This is a genomic window from Acinetobacter genomosp. 33YU (assembly GCF_001990725.1).
Lineage (GTDB): Bacteria > Pseudomonadota > Gammaproteobacteria > Pseudomonadales > Moraxellaceae > Acinetobacter > Acinetobacter seifertii.
In genome coordinates this window covers 66,125-84,774 of record NZ_LFZQ01000009.1, presented here as the reverse complement: position 1 = coordinate 84,774, position 18,650 = coordinate 66,125, and the positions used below count along the sequence as shown (strand labels likewise).

General features: G+C 40.8%; 18 protein-coding genes. 12 read left to right on the top strand and 6 right to left on the bottom strand.

The genetic code is table 11. From position 1 onward, the window contains the following. Window positions 1–37 precede the first annotated feature (37 nt). The 3 genes from aroE to ribA form a co-directional block, all read right to left on the bottom strand. The gene (aroE, locus tag AC056_RS10730) at window positions 38–826 is read right to left on the bottom strand and encodes a shikimate dehydrogenase (RefSeq protein ID WP_077163592.1); all 789 of its coding nucleotides are present in this window, start codon (window positions 824–826) and stop codon (window positions 38–40) included. Window positions 827–1,005: 179 nt separating this feature from the next. Next, window positions 1,006–1,956, bottom strand: a complete 951-nt coding sequence (gene hemF, locus AC056_RS10725) for an oxygen-dependent coproporphyrinogen oxidase (protein WP_019457803.1) — start codon at window positions 1,954–1,956, stop codon at window positions 1,006–1,008. A gap of 127 nt (window positions 1,957–2,083) precedes the next feature. Continuing rightward, complete coding sequence (gene ribA / locus AC056_RS10720; protein WP_001121170.1) at window positions 2,084–2,686, bottom strand: GTP cyclohydrolase II; 603 nt, start codon at window positions 2,684–2,686, stop codon at window positions 2,084–2,086. Between the two features lie 303 nt (window positions 2,687–2,989). Here ribA and dxs point away from each other — a divergent pair, with 303 nt between their 5' ends. The 8 genes from dxs (at window position 2,990) to AC056_RS10680 (ending at window position 11,797) form a co-directional block, all read left to right on the top strand. Further along, a complete protein-coding gene (dxs, locus tag AC056_RS10715; protein ID WP_077163591.1) occupies window positions 2,990–4,894 on the top strand; it encodes a 1-deoxy-D-xylulose-5-phosphate synthase in 1,905 nt (634 codons plus the stop codon). A 121-nt stretch (window positions 4,895–5,015) separates the two neighbouring features. After that, entirely contained in the window at window positions 5,016–5,846 is an 831-nt protein-coding gene (locus AC056_RS10710) for an inositol monophosphatase family protein (protein WP_019457801.1), read from the top strand. A 410-nt stretch (window positions 5,847–6,256) separates the two neighbouring features. Further along, window positions 6,257–8,152, top strand: a complete 1,896-nt coding sequence (locus tag AC056_RS10705; protein ID WP_077163590.1) for a DEAD/DEAH box helicase — start codon at window positions 6,257–6,259, stop codon at window positions 8,150–8,152. Between the two features lie 403 nt (window positions 8,153–8,555). Further along, a complete protein-coding gene (locus AC056_RS10700) occupies window positions 8,556–9,374 on the top strand; it encodes an ABC transporter ATP-binding protein (RefSeq protein WP_077163589.1) in 819 nt (272 codons plus the stop codon). Further along, entirely contained in the window at window positions 9,371–10,147 is a 777-nt protein-coding gene (gene mlaE, locus AC056_RS10695) for a lipid asymmetry maintenance ABC transporter permease subunit MlaE (RefSeq protein ID WP_004705340.1), read from the top strand. The genes AC056_RS10700 and mlaE overlap by 4 nt, the downstream gene beginning before the upstream one ends. Then, on the top strand, window positions 10,147–10,830 hold the full coding sequence (locus AC056_RS10690; protein WP_019457797.1) for an outer membrane lipid asymmetry maintenance protein MlaD: 684 nt from the start codon (window positions 10,147–10,149) through the stop codon (window positions 10,828–10,830). The genes mlaE and AC056_RS10690 overlap by 1 nt, the downstream gene beginning before the upstream one ends. A gap of 26 nt (window positions 10,831–10,856) precedes the next feature. Further along, complete coding sequence (locus AC056_RS10685; RefSeq protein WP_039253560.1) at window positions 10,857–11,498, top strand: MlaC/ttg2D family ABC transporter substrate-binding protein; 642 nt, start codon at window positions 10,857–10,859, stop codon at window positions 11,496–11,498. A gap of 11 nt (window positions 11,499–11,509) precedes the next feature. Then, the gene (locus tag AC056_RS10680) at window positions 11,510–11,797 is read left to right on the top strand and encodes an STAS domain-containing protein (RefSeq protein ID WP_019457795.1); all 288 of its coding nucleotides are present in this window, start codon (window positions 11,510–11,512) and stop codon (window positions 11,795–11,797) included. A 74-nt stretch (window positions 11,798–11,871) separates the two neighbouring features. Here AC056_RS10680 and AC056_RS10675 read toward each other — a convergent pair whose 3' ends face one another. Next, window positions 11,872–12,885: a magnesium and cobalt transport protein CorA gene (locus tag AC056_RS10675; RefSeq protein ID WP_004705344.1), complete on the bottom strand. Its 1,014-nt coding sequence runs from the start codon at window positions 12,883–12,885 to the stop codon at window positions 11,872–11,874. Between the two features lie 157 nt (window positions 12,886–13,042). On the opposite strand from AC056_RS10675, the gene AC056_RS10670 reads away from it, so the two are divergent. Together AC056_RS10670 and AC056_RS10665 are read left to right on the top strand one after the other, a co-directional pair. Then, on the top strand, window positions 13,043–13,624 hold the full coding sequence (locus AC056_RS10670) for a TIGR00730 family Rossman fold protein (protein ID WP_004705346.1): 582 nt from the start codon (window positions 13,043–13,045) through the stop codon (window positions 13,622–13,624). A 14-nt stretch (window positions 13,625–13,638) separates the two neighbouring features. Next, window positions 13,639–14,037, top strand: coding sequence for an NUDIX hydrolase (locus AC056_RS10665; RefSeq protein WP_068932463.1), 399 nt, complete (start codon window positions 13,639–13,641; stop codon window positions 14,035–14,037). A gap of 5 nt (window positions 14,038–14,042) precedes the next feature. On the opposite strand, the gene AC056_RS10660 is transcribed toward AC056_RS10665, so the two are convergent. Together AC056_RS10660 and recG are read right to left on the bottom strand one after the other, a co-directional pair. Beyond that, entirely contained in the window at window positions 14,043–14,678 is a 636-nt protein-coding gene (locus tag AC056_RS10660) for a ComF family protein (RefSeq protein WP_077163588.1), read from the bottom strand. Next, window positions 14,671–16,716, bottom strand: coding sequence for an ATP-dependent DNA helicase RecG (gene recG / locus AC056_RS10655; RefSeq protein WP_077163587.1), 2,046 nt, complete (start codon window positions 16,714–16,716; stop codon window positions 14,671–14,673). The genes AC056_RS10660 and recG overlap by 8 nt, the downstream gene beginning before the upstream one ends. A 20-nt stretch (window positions 16,717–16,736) precedes the next feature. Here recG and AC056_RS10650 point away from each other — a divergent pair, with 20 nt between their 5' ends. Next, window positions 16,737–17,564, top strand: coding sequence for an NAD-dependent epimerase/dehydratase family protein (locus AC056_RS10650; RefSeq protein WP_019457791.1), 828 nt, complete (start codon window positions 16,737–16,739; stop codon window positions 17,562–17,564). Window positions 17,565–17,631: 67 nt separating this feature from the next. Continuing rightward, window positions 17,632–18,618 carry a putative solute-binding protein gene (locus AC056_RS10645; protein WP_039253617.1) on the top strand — a complete coding sequence of 329 codons (987 nt, stop codon included), beginning with the start codon at window positions 17,632–17,634 and terminating at the stop codon, window positions 18,616–18,618. The last annotated feature ends 32 nt before the right edge of the window (window positions 18,619–18,650 follow it).

Genomic DNA, 18,650 nt, shown 5'->3' with positions numbered 1-18,650 from the left:
AAAAAAGAACCTACTTTAAGTAGGTTCTTTTTTTTGTTTATAAGAAATCTTTTAAGTCTGGCCTTACACCATTCCAGATATAAAAAGCTTCAATCGCTTGGCCTACTAACATGCCAAAACCTTCTGCATAAGGCACATTGCGTTGTTTCGCTTGATCTAGGAAATTAGAAGGTTTGCCGTAAGCCATTTCGTAAGCATGTTTGAATTGTAATTTTTCAGGTAATTGTAAAGCATCGCCTGAAAGGCTTGCAGAAGTCGCATTAACTACAATATCAAAATTCCCTTCTAAGTCATTTAGAGAAATAGCTTGTAATTGAGCTTGCGGAACTGCTGTTTTTAAGTCATCTACGAGTTGCTCTGCACGAGCCAGAGTTCGATTTGCAATCATAATCTTTTTAGCGCCAGCTTGTACAAGCGGATAAATAACACCACGAGTTGCACCACCAGCTCCTAAAATTAAAATAGTTGTATTATCAAGGTTCCATTCTAATGCTTGAATTGCAGCAACTAAACCTTGACCGTCAGTATTGTCACCATGCAATTTGCCATTTTCCATCCATAACGTATTTACAGCTTTAGCAATTTGGGCACGCTCAGTTAACACATCACATAAAGCAAAAGCTTGCTCTTTAAACGGAACGGTAACGTTCATACCACTTCCGCCCTCTGCAAAGAAGCCGCGCATGCTTGATTCAAAGCCATCGAGAGGAGCCAGTCGTTTTTGATAGTCGAGATCAACACCTGTTTTTTCAGCGAAAGCATGATGCAATTCAGGAGAGCGTGATTGTTCGATCGGGTTGCCAATTACTGCAAACTGTTTGGTCATTCTTGTATCCAAAATTTTAAAATGGCGTGAAGCAGATAAAGCCTATACTAAATATTCAGCAGGCCTCACTATAAGTCAAATTGGCACAAGAAAAAATATTGGGAGGGTGTCAGAAACCTTGAAAAATAAAAAAGGAGATTCTTTAGGGTGGAAGCCAAAGAATCCCCAAAACAAAAAAACTAAGCGACTTTTTCTTTTAGACCTAACCAATCACGCGGTTTTAAATAGTAGTCAGTTAAACGTTTCTCTGGTGAGTCTTCATCCCACTCAGGACGATATGACCATGCAGCTAAGTTAGGAAGGCTGACTAAAATAGACTCAATACGGCCACCTGTTTGTAATCCAAACAACGTACCACGGTCATAAACCAAGTTATATTCAACATATCTACCGCGGCGATAAAGCTGAAATTCTCGTTGAGCTTCGGTATACGGCTGTTCACGGTGTTTTTCGAAAATTGGCAAAATGGCATTTAAATAACCGTTGCCTACAGCTTGAATATATTTAAAGCAAGTTTCGAAATCCCAGCAATTTAAGTCATCAAAAAATAAACCACCGACACCGCGCTGTTCGTCGCGATGCTTTAAATAAAAGTAGTCATCACACCATTGCTTGTGTTCGTTGTAAACATTGTCTCCAAAAGGTTTACATAGGTCATAAGCAGCTTGATGCCAATTTAAAACATCTTGGTCATCTGGATAAAATGGCGTTAAGTCAAAACCACCACCAAACCACCAAATCGGATCTTGTCCTTCACGTTCTGCAACGAATAAACGAACATTTGCATGAGAGGTTGGAATATTTGGGTTTTTAGGATGAATAACTAAAGAAACACCGAGTGCTTGAGCTTTAGCACCTGCAATTTGAGGGTGACGTTCTGTTGCAGAAGCAGGAAGTTTGCTAATGTTGATGTGAGAAAACATCACACCGCCTTTTTCGATCACTGTACCATTTTGCAGCACACGTGAACGACCGCCACCACCTTCTGGGCGTTCCCAATCATCAATAATAAATTCTGCCGTACCACCGCCAGCTTTTTCTTGTTGTTCTAAACCAGCGCAAATACGGGCTTGTAAATCGAGGAGAAATTCGCGGACACGTTGAATATCTGTGGAAGTCGGATGTTGCATAATGACCCTCAAAGATGATTGATATAAATTAAATACATCAAAACATAAAACCATAAAAAAAGTAAGGGATTTTTTCTAAATCTTGAAAAAATCCCTTAAACATTGTTTTTAAACTTTACCCTTGAAATCAAAAATCATCTTTTTGATAAAGGTGATCCATTCTTTCACGTTTGGTTTTTAAATATTGTTCATTAAAAGGATTACGACCTACGGTTAACGGTACACGGTCTACAACGTTAATACCTTGATCTTTGAGTGCCTGAATTTTCAAAGGATTATTGGTAATTAACTTCACTTCTTTTACTTTTAAGTGGTCGAGCATAATGCTACACATATCGTAACGACGTGCATCGGCAGGTAAATTCAATAGTAAATTGGCATCTACCGTATCGTGTCCCTGATCTTGTAGGGCATAAGCACGAATTTTATTGGTTAAACCAATTCCACGACCTTCTTGGCGTAAATATAAAATTACGCCTTGTCCTGCTTCATTGATGAGTTTTTGAGTCGCTTGCAATTGTGGGCCACAATCACATTTCAATGACGCAAAAGCATCACCTGTTAAACATTCAGAATGTACACGGACTAAAACAGGGCCTGTTGGCGGATTTTCTAACCCTTTAGAAAGTGCCACATGTTCTTCACCTGTTGCTGGATCTTGAAACACAGAAATATTGAATTCACCAAAAGCGGTCGGGAGTTTTGATGTTGCAATGAACTCTATAGGCACAGATTAACTCATCTTTTAACCGAAAACGGTTTAAAGTATAGCGTAATGCTGGGAGATTGGTCGAATTGTCATAATCATTTTGCACACTAAGGTTTTCTTTTTTGTATAAAGAAGACGATAATAGTTGATAAATAGTCAGATTATTCAGGATAATCTGCCAACCATACCCATAATGTATGAGAGACTGCTTTGCATGATCTCGTTCGCAAATGTGGCTGATTGAAGGTGACTTCATTCGATTGTATGATCGACCCATTTTGACCCAGCTTAGGATTTGCCAGGCTTATAAAGGCTTTGCCACATATGTTGTATACCGAAATTCCAACTCAACGCCCTGTTACGCCATTGTTAGATGCAATTGATCATCCTCAACAATTACGTCAGCTCGAGCATAGCCAACTGGTTCAAGTGGCTGATGAGTTGCGTCAATATATTTTATATGCAGCAGGCCAGAGTGGTGGCCATTTCGGTGCTAACCTCGGCGTGGTTGAGCTGACGGTTGCGCTGCATTATTGCTTTAATACACCAAATGACCGTTTAGTTTGGGATGTGGGACATCAAGCATACCCACATAAAATCCTGACTGGACGTCGTGAACAAATTACCACTATCCGTTCAAAAAATGGTTTAGCAGCTTTCCCTGCCAGAGAAGAATCAGTTTTTGATACCTTTGGGGTAGGGCACTCATCGACAGCTATTTCTGCTGGCTTGGGCATGTCACTTGCACGCCGTTATCAAAATGACCCATGTGAAGTGGTATGTATCGTAGGTGATGGGGCAATGACTGCGGGCATGACTTTTGAAGCGATGAATGATGCTGTTGCACATGATGCTGACTTGATTGTTGTACTCAATGACAATGACATGTCAATTTCTTGCAGTACCGGTGGCTTCGCTAAGCATTTAGCTGCAATTTGGGAAAAGGGTCATTTAGTCAATGTAGATGAACATGGAGAGGCTTACATTCAGCCACACCCAAAATGGACCTATAACTCTCGCTTACACCAATCAGCAACCGATGCAGCAGATAATTTATTTAAAGCAATTGGTTTTGACTATTTTGGTCCATTTGATGGGCATGATGTTACTCAATTAGCTCAAGTTTTTAACGCGCTCAAAAAACGTAAAGGACCGCGTTTAGTACACGTTTATACCAAGAAAGGAAAAGGATTTGCTCCTGCTGAAGCAGACCCGATCACTTACCATGCGATTGGTAAAATAAATGCCTCTTCAGGTGGCAAAACTCCACCAAAGTATTCTGATGTATTTGGTGAGTGGTTGTGTGATGAAGCTGTTCAAGATGAACGTCTGCTTGCGATCACACCTGCGATGTGTGAAGGCTCAGGTATGGTTAAATTTGCCAAGCAATTTCCACAGCGTTTTTTTGATGTAGCGATTGCAGAGCAGCATGCTGTAACACTCGCGGCTGGTATGGCTTGTGAAGGGCTCAAACCTGTTGTTGCAATTTATTCAACATTTTTGCAGCGCGGTTACGATCAGCTTATTCATGATGTTGCTTTACAAAACCTTGATGTAACTTTCGGAATCGACCGTGCAGGTTTAGTGGGTGAAGACGGCCCAACTCATGCTGGTGCTTATGACTATGCTTATATGCGTACTGTCCCGAATATGGTGATCATGGCGCCAAAAGACGAAAATGAATGTCGTCAAATGCTTCATACTGCTTATGTCTACAATGGCCCAGCCGCTGTACGTTATCCACGTGGTGCTGGTGTTGGTGTCGAAATTCAAAAAGAAATGACGATTCTTGAATTAGGTAAAGCTGAAATCGTTGCAGAAATTAATGCAAACAATGATGAGCAAATTACAATTCTAGCGTTTGGTAGCCGTGTCATGGTTGCTATAGAAGCTGGTGAGCAACTTGCACAAAAACATGATGTTGGTGTGCGTGTGGTAAACATGCGCTTTGTAAAACCGCTTGATGAACAAATCATTCGAGACTTGGCTGAGCATACTCATTTATTCGTAACAGTTGAAGAACATGCGATTATGGGTGGTGCAGGCAGTGCAGTGAATGAGTTTATGGCACAAGAACAAATTGTTAAACCTATCATTAACTTAGGTTTGCCAGACTCATTCTTACATCAGGCTTCACATAATCAAATGCTGCAAGATTGTGGTCTAGATACGAAAGGTCTTTTGAACTCAATTGAGAGAGCTTGGCTTAAGCAAAATCAGGTCGTTTAAGCCTTTCACAAAAAATTTGAAACATTTTTTCCCATAAAGCGCATTCATTTGCTAAAATGTATGCGCTTTTATGCATTATTCTTTGTCAAAATCTTCAAATTTGTATTGTAGTGGGTGTTCAATGGAACCTATGGTGGTTATGGCTGCGCGTGCGGCTCAAACAGTTGGTCAAGAGCTTTTAAAAGCGCATCAAAATCGTCATAAACTCGATTTGCAAGTTGAAGAGAAAGGCATTGATGGCCCGGTAACACGTGTAGATCGTTATTTGGAACAATTAACGATTGATACATTACGTAAAAGTTATAAAAACCATAGCTTCTTAGGTGAAGAGTTTGGTATGCAAGAAGGCAAAGGCCACGATGCAGACTGGTGCTGGGTCATTGACCCGCTTGATGGCACGCAAAACTTTATTAATGGTTTCCCTCATTTCTGTATTTCTATTGCAGTTCAACATAAAGGCGTTACTCAGCACGGCGTAATTTACGACCCAGTGCGTGACGAATTGTTCTCTGCAAGTCGCGGTCGCGGTGCGGTTATGAACCAACGCCGTATTCGTGTAAATGTAAAAGATAGCTTAGAAAATACATTCTTGGCAGTAGGCCATCCTTACCGCGCTAAACGTGCTGGTGAGATCGTATCTTATGCAGAACAACATTTCGCATCATTATTAGCAGTGACTCAAGCGGGTGCTCAAATCCGTCGTGGTGGTTCAGCTGCTCTAGACTTGGCTTATGTTGCTGCTGGTCGTTTCGATGGTTTCTTTGAACTTGGTTTAAAACCATGGGACATCGCTGCTGGTGAGCTTATTATTAAAGAAGCGGGCGGTGTAGTTGTTGATGCTCGTGGTGGCAATGATTCACTTGAAAATGGTCAAGTGATCGCATGTTCACTTAAAATGTTAAAGCCATTAATGCAAACTGTTGTTCCTGCTTGGGACAAAGCTGCAAAATAATTTAGAAATAGTTTCTCTATTAAGACCCTCTTTTTATAGAGGGTTTTAACTTTTTAATGATCGGTAAAATACAAATAATAATAGAAATAACGAGAAAGTTGATTAAAACACATGACTTTTAAATTCTTTCTGCTATAATCCGCCCACGCACTTAAATTTCCGTTCATTACCTGAACATTCTGTTCTATTCATTGTAAGCGCACGCTGTCCATAGAGAGGACCATTTCTTGCGCCCCGATCGCTCAGCGATTCTTCAGGTTCGGCCGTAATCAAGCGTGCGTTTAATCCACATCGTCGTTACTCGGATTGCCGCTGAATAATAAGGTTCAGCTAATTTTGCTTTGCCGCTTTGTGCCGATGTCTATTTTGTACTTATTAAAAATGGAGCACCCATTAGGGTGAAACTCTCTATGAGCAAAACTTTTGCCGAATTTTCTTTGCATGAAACCTTACAACAAGCGCTTGAAGGTTTAGGTTTTACTACCCCGACTCCTGTGCAAGAACAATCTATTCCTGCAGCTTTAGAAGGTAAAGACCTTTTAGTTTCTAGCCAGACTGGTTCTGGTAAAACTGCAGCTTTCTTATTGCCGACATTAAATAACTTGGCTGGTCAAGAAACTTTCGTTCCGTTCAAAGAACGCATGAAAGCAGTAACTCAACCAAATATTTTGGTTATTTCTCCTACTCGTGAATTAGCACAACAAGTAAGCCAAGATGCAATTGCATTTGTACGTCACATGAAAGGTGTTCGTATTGCTGCAATTATGGGTGGTATGCCATTTGCTAAACAAATTCAACAGTTAAAAGGCGCGCAAGTTGTTGTTGCAACACCGGGTCGTTTACTGGACTTGGTAAACCGTCGTCAAATTAAATTAGACCAAGTAGATGCTTTAATTGTTGATGAAGCGGACCGTATGCTTGACCTAGGCTTCTCTGAAGACTTAGAAGCAATTAGCGAATTAGCGGCTAACCGTAAACAAACATTAATGTTCTCTGCAACATTTGCTGATCGTATTATTCGTCTTGCAGCATGCATGATGAAAGATCCAATGCGTATCGCAATTGAAACTGGTCATTCAACCAATACAGATATTACGCAAACATTGCATTGGACTGATGGCTTTGAGCACAAGAAAAAATTACTTACTCATTGGTTAAGTGATGAAAACTTAGATCAAGCTGTAGTTTTTGCAAGCACTCAAGAAGACACTGATATGTTGGCTGAAGAACTTGCAGAAGCAGGTCATTCAGTTGTTGCACTTCACGGTGCGATGCCACAAACAGTACGTAACCGTCGTTTACGTAGTATCCGTGAAGGTCGTGCGAAGATCTTAGTTGCAACTGACGTTGCTGCTCGTGGTCTTGACGTACCGACTATTTCTCACGTAATTAACTTTGGTCTTCCGATGAAGCACGAAGACTACGTACACCGTATTGGTCGTACAGGTCGTGCTGGTCGTACAGGTCAAGCGATTACTTTAGCGACTTATCGTGAACGCGGTAAGATTCGTGCACTTGAAGAATACTTAGAAGCTCGTTTAAGCGTTTCTGAAATTGAAGGCTTAGAGCCATCTCCACCTCCTGCTCGTTCAGGTCGTGATGGTGGTGGTCGTGGTCGTGGCGGCAATGGCGGTGGCCGTGATGGTCGTCGTGGTGGCGGTTTTGGTGGTGGTCGTCGTTTTGAAGGCGAAAGCAACTTCAAACGTCGTGAAGGTGGTCGTGATGACCGTCCACGTCGTAGCTTTGATGACAAGCCACGTGGTGATCGTCCATTTGGTGGCGAAGATCGTCCACGTCGTGAGTTCAATTCAGATCGTCCACGCCGTGAAGGTGGTTTTGAAGACCGTCCACGTCGCGAAGGCGGTTTTGAAGATCGTCCACGTCGTGAGTTCAACTCAGACCGTCCGCGTCGTGAAGGTGGTTTCAATGATAAACCGCGTTTTGACTCGAATGATGACAACCGTGGTAACCGTGTAGACTATAAACCACGTCGTGAAAGCGGTTTTGGTGATCGTCCAAAACGTAGCTTCGGTGGTGAAGATCGTCCACGTCGTAGTTTTGATGACAAGCCACGTGGTGAGCGTCCGTCATTTGGTGGCGAAGATCGTCCACGTCGTGAGTTCAACTCAGATCGTCCACGTCGCGAAGGTGGTTTTAATGATAAGCCACGTCGTAGCTTTGATGACAAACCTCGTGGTGAACGTCCATCGTTTGGCGGTGAAGATCGTCCAAAACGTAGCTTCGGTGGTGAAGATCGCCCACGTCGCAGTTTTGATGACAAACCACGTCGTAAATTCGACCGTTAATCTTTAAAAAGATTAAAAAAAAGGCCAGTTAATAAACTGGCCTTTTTTATTTTTCAGTTTTGCTATAAAATAATAAAGTGTGAAGCAGTTCAAATTTAATTGTAATAATGCGTAAAAGTAATCGAAAAAGGGCATCTTTGGCATGGTTGAGTAAATTATTACTTCAACATGGGTTGCCATATCTTTTTATTGTGCTCGCTTTGTGCAATGGGATTTACTTTGCCTATGCTTTGCTAACAGGCCATTTTGTAGATCAGTTCCAAGTGCTCAATCAGTAATTCCCTTCAAAAACTAACCTATATTTATACGTTTAGTTGTCTTTGCTTTTGTCAAAATTACAACAAGATTCCCAAAATTCAGTGTTATAGTATGCGGGCATAAAAGTGCAGGAATGATTGCCATTATGAATAATAAAACTCCTCTCTCGGCTCAATCACTGATAGAAGTGAAAAATTTGAGTTTTAATCGAGGGGAACGCGTCATTTATGACAATATTAGTTTAAATATACGTCGCGGTCAGATTACGGCCATTATGGGACCATCTGGTACAGGTAAAACGACTTTATTACGTTTGATTGGTGGACAACTTGTTCCTGATCAGGGTGAGGTTTTGCTTGATGGTAAAGATATTGCTCAAATGTCGCGTCAGGAATTGTTCGCCGCTCGTGCGCGTATGGGAATGCTCTTCCAAAGTGGCGCTTTATTTACCGATATGTCGGTTTATGAAAATGTCGCTTTTCCAATCCGTGCACATACCAAGCTTTCTGAAAATTTGATTGCTGAACTGGTTGCTTTAAAGCTTGAGTCTGTTGGCCTGCGTGGAACAGAACAGCTCATGCCTACCGAGTTATCAGGCGGTATGAATCGACGAGTTGCTTTGGCTCGTGCAATCGCGCTTGATCCAGATTTAATCATGTATGACGAACCATTTGCTGGGCAAGACCCGATTGTAAAAGGTGTTTTAACTCGTCTAATTCGTTCGTTACGTGAAGCTTTGGATTTAACCACCATTATTGTTTCGCATGATGTTTCCGAAACCTTATCTATTGCCGATTACATTTATGTCGTAGCGGAAGGAAAGATTCAAGGGGAAGGAACGCCGGAAGAATTGCAAAAATATGCTTCTCCTTTTGTAAAACAGTTCTTAACCGGTTCGGCAGAAGGTCCGGTTGAGTACCAGTTTAGCCACCAAGCTTATTTAGATAACGAGGTTCGTCCATGAATACGATTGCCTGGTTAGGTAGACTCGTTATTGAGCGGATTCGAGGGATTGGTGTTGCGGCACTGATGCTCTTACAGATTATTTTTTCATTACCTTCATCGGGTGGTTTTGGGCGTTTCGTCTATCAAATGCATCGTGTAGGGGTAATGTCTTTACTTATTATTACGGTATCAGGTTTATTTATTGGTCTGGTACTCGGACTGCAAGGCTACTCAATATTGGTCAATGTGGGTAGTGAATCAATGCTAGGCACTATGGTGTCTTTAACTTTGCTACGTGAGCTTGCACCAGTTGTTGCTGCTTTACTATTCGCTGGGCGCGCAGGTTCTGCATTAACTGCTGAAATTGGTTCAATGAAACAAAGTGAGCAGCTTGCCAGTATGGAAATGATTGGTGTTGATCCTTTAAAGCAAATCGTATCACCACGTCTTTGGGCTGGCATAGTCAGTTTGCCAATGTTAACCGTTATCTTTGCTGCGATTGGTATTGTTGGCGGCAAAATGGTTGGCGTTGATTTTCTTGGCGTTGATGAAGGCTCCTTCTGGAGTGGTATGCAAAATAATGTTCAATTTGGCCATGATGTTGTAAATGGCATCATTAAGAGCATTGTATTTGCTTTACTTTGTACATGGATTGCAGTTTTCCAAGGGTATGCGTGTGATCCAACACCTGAAGGCATTGCGACAGCAATGACCCGTACGGTTGTATATTCTTCATTATGTGTTTTAGGTTTTGATTTCGTGTTGACTGCGGTCATGTTCGGAGGGATTTAATGAAATCACGTACTAGTGAGCTGGCCGTAGGTATTTTTGTCATTATCTTCGGTATTGCTTTGTTTTTTTTAGCGATGAAAGTAAGTGGTTTAGTTGGTACAAACTTGAGTGATGGCTACACGATGAAAGCTCAGTTTGACAACGTTAATGGACTTAAGCCTCGTGCTAAAGTAACGATGAGCGGTGTAACAATTGGTCGTGTTGATTCAATTACACTTGATCCGGTTACACGTTTAGCTACAGTAACTTTTGACCTTGATGGAAAACTGACAAGTTTTAATGCTCAGCAGTTAAAAGAAGTTCAAAAAAATGCTTTAGACGAATTGCGTTATAGTTCTGATTATACGCAAGCGACGCCAGCGCAACAAAAAACAATGGAACAGCAACTGATCAGTAACATGTCATCCATCACCAGTATTGATGAAGATGCTTATATAATGGTTGCAACCAATGGTTTGTTGGGTGAGAAATATTTAAAAATCGTACCAGGTGGTGGTCTTAACTACCTTAAACGTGGTGATACGATTTCTAACACCCAAGGAACGATGGATTTAGAAGATTTAATTAGTAAATTTATTACTGGTGGTGGCGCAGGTAAAGTTGCCGCTGGTTCATCATCCTCAGCAGAAGAAAAAGCTCCTGCAAGTACTGACAGCAGCGCACAGCCGTCATTTGTTGAGTAAGAGATTATTTGAAGGAGTGGTTCCAGGTGAATAAGTTGTTTAAACAAACCCTGACAGCAAGTATTTTGTCTACTATGATTGCTGGTACAGCTTTTGCTGCACCTTCAGAAGCACCACCTGATTTTATTAAGCGTGTTGCTGATGGTTTGATTGCGCGTTTGAAAACAGACCATGCCAAGTTGCAAAACAACCCTGCTTTGGTTAAATCAATCATACGTCAAAACTTAGACCCGTATGTTGATTCACAAGCTTTCACTCGTATTGTGATGGGTACTTATGCAACAAATCAGTATAGTACTGCTGCACAACGTGCTCAGTTTGAAACAAACTTCCGTAATACTTTAATTGAGAATTACGGTAGTGCATTTGCTAAATACACAAACCAAACTTACACCATGCGCCCTTATAAAGCGACAGCAGGTAAAAACCCTGTTGTAACTTTAGATTTCAACCATAATGGCGACAAAATTCCTGTGTCGTTCCAGTTGGCTGATAAAGGCTCACAGTGGAAAATCCGTAACATCAATGTTTCTGGTATTGATTTAGGTTTACAGTTCCGCAACCAGTTTGCTGCAACTGTGAAACGTAATGGTGGCGATTTGAATAAAGCAATTGCGACATTCCAACCTGATGCAGATGCTGCTGTTAATCAGAACAAACAAAAATAAGTAGGTGAAGAGTGGTTCAGTATCTTAACCAAGAGTTAGTTGTTTCAGGCAAAATCGATTTTGAAAATGCTGAGCAACAATACCAAGCTGGATTGGCAATTATTAAGAAGCAAACAAGCTTTCCTTTAATAGTCGATCTAAAACAGCTTGAGCATGGTAATACGTTGGCATTGGCGGTGTTAGTCCAATGGCTACGTCAGACTCCGCAGAAGGCTGGCTTACATTTTAAAAATGTTCCAGAGAAGATGCTGAAAATCATTCAAGCTTGCCATTTGCAAGAAGACCTACATTTGGTCTAGTCATGCAAAAATAAAAAAAGCACCTAAATTTAGGTGCTTTTTTTATAAAAATTAATAGGGGGTAAGTGCAGGCTTTAAATCCATTTCTTCCAGCGGAAGTAAATGATAGGGCCAATAAAAAAGCCGACAATAATTAATAGCACTGCGATAAAACTACTTTTACCATGAGCAAAAGGCAATACTTCAGTGTTCATACCATAGATACTCGCGATCAGCATTGGTGGCGCTAACATACTTGGTAAAATCGAGAATCGACGAATCGTATCGTTTTGCTCGGTGTTAATGAACCCAGACGTTGTATCAAGTAAGAACCGTACTTTTTGGAATAAGAACGCATCATGTTCTACAAGTGAGCGGACATCTTCACTGAGCTCTCGGATATCTGCGTCGTAGATGTGACTACCTAAGGCTCGTGGACGAGATAAAAAGGTTAAGACCCGACGTAAATCAATTAAACAAAGTTGTGCCTTTCCAAGCATGTCTTCTTGTTGAGCCAAGCGGGTAATCATGTCATCAAGGTCTAAAATTTTCTCACGTTGATGGTTGTTAAGCACCTCAGTAGAGTATTTTTCTAGATCCTTGTGGATATCTTCTAAGATATCCGCAAGCTCATCTAGCTTTGCTTCAAGCAGTCCTAATAAAATCCAAGTTGGATCTTTATAATCCATTTCATAGTCGTTACGGCGAGCTCGGGCACGAAATGCACGAAACGCAACGAGCTTTTCACCGCGTAACGTAAATAAGCGATCTTTGTGTAAAATAAATGCTACGGTTTGCACCATGGCAAGCATATGTGATGACTCTTCAGCATCTCCATCGACCTGATAATTTTTATTTTTCGTTAAAAAATAGGTGCTGATATGCAAAATACCGTCATCATCGCGGTAGAATCGAGCAGAAGAAGAAATGTCTTCTAGGGACTTTAGTGTAGGTAAGTTCTGATCGTAGGCATCTAAGACCCATTGTTGTTCTTCTTGAGAGGGTGCAATTAGATCAAGCCATACTAATTCGGGATGTAGATCAAATCCACCGTTGATGGTGGCATCTTCCAGACTTCCGCGTTCTGTGGCATAAAAGGCTTCAAGCATGTGTCTTTTTTCCTCACGCAGTCTGATGGAAATTGATGGGTGTATTTTAGACAAGGATTTGCCGAAAAACACTTGCCAATACACTATTTTGCAAAAAAAAACTCTGTCGATAGTCTAGTTTGTCAGCATGACAGTTCAATAAAACGGTTTTTATACTATGAATTCAATTTGCATTTTCTGTGGTTCATCTTTAGGTTCAGACCCAATCTTTCAACAAATTGCTCAATTAACCGGTCAAACTATTGCCAAGCAAGGTAAAACTCTCGTTTATGGCGGTGGTCGTTCAGGTTTAATGGGCGTTGTCGCTGATAGTGCTTTGCAAGCCGGTGGGCAGGTCATTGGCGTCATTCCTCGTGCTTTAGTCGATCGCGAGTTAGCTCATCCCGGACTGACAAAATTATATGTCGTCGAGAATATGCATGAGCGTAAGACCAAAATGGCAGATCTGTCGGACGGTTTTATTGCGTTACCAGGTGGGGCAGGTACATTGGAAGAAATCTTTGAACAATGGACATGGGCACAATTAGGTATTCATCAAAAGCCGTGTGCTTTTCTAAATGTAGCGGGCTTTTATGAAGATTTGCTTAAAATGGTTCAAGGAACTGTAGATAAAGGTTTTAGTCAGGCACGGTTCGCTGATAAATTGATCGCTTCGGATAAAATTGAGGATATTCTTCAACAATTTGAACAATATCAACCACCAGCTCCAAAATGGGCTAATGCAGATGTTCAACCATAAACGAGGTTAAATCGGTGAAAATAATTACGGTCGCCGCTGCGGTGATCTTAAATGAGCACAATGAATTATTACTGGTTAGAAAGCGTGATACACAAGCTTTTATGCAAGTAGGCGGTAAGCTGGAGCCGAATGAGGCTCCGGAAACAGCCATACAACGTGAAATTTTGGAAGAAGTTGGCAGCTCTTGCGTAATAGAACAGTTTATAGGGCGTTTTGAGACAGCGGCTGCTAATGAGCCAGATCATACGCTGATTAGTCATTTATATTTGGTTCGATTAAAACAATCCCCACAAATTGCAGCCGAGATTGCTGAAATGAAGTGGATAAAATTTAATGATTCCGAAACTAAACTTGCGCCATTAACCAAAGAAATAGTAATTCCATGGTGTGAGCAAAACTTATCTGCAATTTAATAATTTTAATATGATGTAGATGAGGCAGCAGCTAGGCAGCTTGCATAAATAGATGTGCACCCTAGCTGTTTTAGCACTAGACTTAAAGCGGAAATTGAACTTCCTGTTGTGATCACATCATCAATAATCAGCACACGACGGTAGCGCCGTTTTTCTTGAGGTATCGCAACAAATTGCTGTTCAATATTTTCAAATCTTTCGAGTCGAGATAATCCTTTTTGTGAACGCTCATTGAGGCGTTGGACAGGCTGCCAAACGGGTATTCTTAATTGTTTACTTAGAAGCTTGGCAAGTAATAATGATTGATTAAAACCTCGCTCCGTTAGACGCTCTTTAGAAATGGGCATCGGTACTATGGCTTGTACCTTAGGAAATTTTAATTGCTGTAAAATTTCAGCAAGTAGGGTTTGGTAATGTAATTTTTGTTCATATTTAAACTGCTGAATTATGCGGTTCATTGGATAGGCATAATGGCAGGCCACAAGGACAGATAGATCATTTCGCTGAACTGTCTGCTTAAGCCATGGCAGTTGTTCCCAACATTCTTTACAAAGCGAGTGCTTACCCCGCGTTCCTATTTCACATAACAGGCAAGGGGACAATAACTGAAAAAGATATTGAGGATTGAACAACTTAAACATAAGCGTATCGGGGTGCTTCAGGTAGCCAGCGTTTCAAGAGGGCATCAGCTTGTTGTGGATAGTCTTTTAGAACCTGTTGTGCAACATAATGCGCTTGACTCAGTAAATGATCATCTCGTTCTAATCGCGCGACTCTAAATCCCATATCACCTGTTTGTTTTGTTCCTAATAGTTCACCAGGGCCTCTCAGCTCAAGGTCTTTTTCTGCAATCACAAAGCCATCGTTACTTTCTCTTAAAATCGAAAGTCTTTCTTGCCCATTTTGTGAAAGTGGTGGTTTATAAAGAAGAACACAAAAACTAGCCTTTGCACCTCGTCCGACACGACCACGTAATTGATGTAGTTGTGAAAGGCCTAAACGCTCAGCATTTTCAATAACCATAATTGAAGCGTTAGGTACATCTACACCGACTTCAATGACCGTTGTCGCAATTAAGAGCTGTAGTTCGTTTTTTTTAAATGCTTGCATAACAGATTGCTTTTCATCAGCTTTCATTTTGCCATGAACCAAACCGATATTAAGTTCAGGAAAGCGCTCTCTCATTTCTTGATAGGTGGCTTCCGCGGCTTGAGCATCTAAAGTTTCGGACTGTTCAACCAGAGTACATACCCAGTAAGCTTGTTTGCCTTCTCGACAATTTGTAGCAATTCGATTTAGCACTTCTTCACGACGGTCTAGCGGAATCGTGACTGTCTGAATTGGTGTACGACCTGGTGGTAATTCATCAATAATGGATGTGTCTAAATCGCCATAAGCACTCATAGCTAATGTTCTAGGAATTGGCGTTGCAGTCATGACCAATTGATGTGGAGTGAGTTGTTCTGCGCCTTTATTGCGTAGAGCCAATCGTTGGTCTACACCAAAACGATGCTGCTCATCAATAATCACAAGACCTAACTTTGCAAACCCAATGTTATCTTGAAATAAGGCATGAGTACCTACAATCAGTTCGGCATGACCTTCTTTAATTTGTTGTTCAGCTTGTGCTCGCGCTTTACCTTTTTGTTTGCCTGACAACCAAGCGACCGTAATGCCTAAAGGTTCAAACCAACGTTTAAAATTTAAATAATGCTGCTCTGCCAAAATTTCGGTAGGTGCCATTAATGCAACTTGCCAATCGGCCTCTAATGCATGACATGCTGCAACTGCTGCAACCAAAGTTTTCCCTGCGCCTACGTCACCTTGTACTAAACGTAGCATAGGCTGGTGTTGTTTTAAGTCGCTTAAAATTTCTTTGGATACACGCTTTTGTGCATTGGTCATTTGAAAAGGTAAGGCTTCTAACAGTTTTTTTGCCAGTACCTTACTACTTGGGAAAGCGGGTGAGGCAATTTGACGAATATAGGCCCGTCGTGTGAGAAGGCTAATTTGGTGTGCGACCAGTTCTTCAAAAATAAGACGCTGCTGTGCGGGGTGAGATCCTTCGGCCAACTGAAGCATATTGGCATCGACAGGTGGCTCATGAATGTAATGTAATGCTTCTTTGAGTGCATATCCATTTGTATATTGTTTAGGGAGCAACTCAGGTAAGGCATCACTATGATGCTTCAACGCCTGTTTAACATATTCGCGTAATTTAGGTTGTGTTAATCCATCAGTACTCGGATAAATTGCTGTGAGCTGCGTTTTTGGCAGAGGTGTGTGTTCATTAATGAGCTGAATTTCTGGATGATAAAGCTCAAGTCCTCGTGCACCTACGCGAACTTCACCAAAAATACGTAAACGGTTACCAGGTTTTATTTTATCGGTTAAGTTTTTATAAATATGATAAAAACGTAAAGTCACCTTACCAAATTCATCTTGTATTAATGCAGCCATAGATTTACGTTTACCTGGAGGGAAATCAACAGATTTGACTTCACCCTCAAGTAAATAACTACGACCAACCACCAACTGATTCATAGGAATAATGGTACTGCGATCTTCATAATCACGGGGCAGATGAAACAGTAAATCATCTGTGGTAAAAATATTTAGTTTTTCGAGTAGGGCTGCTGAAGCCGATCCAACGCCTTGTAACTGATGGACTGAAGTCATGTCCCCTCAACGAGTTCTCTATGCATATATTATTTATCGGTTATGGTAAAACATCTCAGCGTGTTGCTAAACAACTATTTGAGACAGGACATCAAATTACCACAATTAGCCGTAGTGAAAAAACAGATCCTTATGGGACACACCTCATACAGGATATTTTTACGCTCGATTTAAGTGAAATTGCGCCTGTAGATGTCGTTTATATTTTGCTTTCTCCAGACGATAGTACAGTTCAAGGTTATCATCATACTTACGTGGATAGTATTGAGCCTATTCGACAGGCCTTAAAATCACATCCGGTCAAAAGATTAATTGTGGTGTCATCTACGCGGGTATATGGTGAAAATTCTGGTGAAACGATTGATGATGATAGTCAGATTCACCCGAATGATGCTCAAGGCCATATTCTTCATAATATGGAATTGCTATGGCAGAAATACTTTCCAGCTCAATGTGTGATTGTACGTCCCACAGGGATTTATGGTGCTTCGGTTGATCGATTAAAACGAATGGCTGAAAACACACAAACCTATCCAAATATTCACTATAGTAATCGTATTCATATTGATGACTTGGCAAGATTTTTAGCATTTTTAGCCGATTATGAAAAACCACATAAGAGTTATCTTGTTGCCAATAATGCCCCTGTACCGTTACATGAAGTCATCCTTTGGTTTCAGAGCCAGTTAGACTTACCGCTACTTACTTTAGATTCAGCTCATGTTTCAGGTAAAAAAATATATGCGAAACATTTATTTGAAACAGGTTTTCAGCTTGAACACCCAATTTGCTTTAATGACTATTTATTATGTTTAAATGCTCATGGTACAAATCAAAATTTAGACTAAACTTTAAATAACAATAGAAATACCTGAAGAGGCAAATAAATTGCCGATAAAGATAAAAATGTTGAAAGTGAAGAAATTTTGTTTAGCGCTTATTTTGAGTGCAACGTCTGTTGCGAGTTGGGCAGAGGATCAGTTGTGGTGTACATATGATCCTATGGGCACCCAAGGGGATATAACACGTCGTTTAAATGACATCCGATTATATGCTCAGCAATATAATGTCAAATTCAAAGTTGTCAGTTATCAAAAAGAGCAGCAAGCCATTCAAGCTTTTGATGAAGGGAAGTGTTCAGGTTTAGCAGCCAGTAACTTTAATACGTATCAATACAATCATTTTATGGGAAGTAGTTCAGGTATAGGCCTTATACCTAATAACAGGACTGCCCGAAATTTATTACAGCTTTTAAATCACCCGACAATTGAGAAAAAACTCATTAATCAAGACTATGAAGTAGTTGGTATGATTCCCGTAGGAACTGCCTATATGGTCATGAAAAACAAAAAAATATCGAAAGTGGCACAGCTTAGAGGTCAACGAGTCGGGGTATTAGCCAATAATCCGCCACAGCAGGCGTTGGTGAGAAGTGTAGGTGCACAGCCAGTCTATGTTGATTTATCCAATGCAATCACTCAGTTCCAGCAAAACAAAATCGATATTATGCCTGCACCGATTTATGGGCTTTTACCATATAACTTACAGAAAGATTTTGGGCCAGACACTCAGGTGATTAACTTTCCATTGGCTTATTTTGGGGTAAATCTAATTATTAAGCCTAAATCGTATCCTGCCAATTTTGGCCGAAAAATTCGTTCTTGGTTTGTGCAAAATAGCCAATTATTAACGAATCGAGCGATACAGTGGGAAAACCATTTACCTGCCTATTATTGGGTAGATGTTTCTTTTTACGAAAAGCAGAGCTACGACATTATGGTAGCCAAAATACGCAATCAATATGTGCGTTCTGGATATTACGATGCTTACTTTGTTGAATTAATGAAGCGCTTACGCTGTATTGATGATCCACGTTACTTCGAGTGTTCAATGCCTCGATAAAATAAAAGGCAACTTAAGTTGCCTTTTATTTT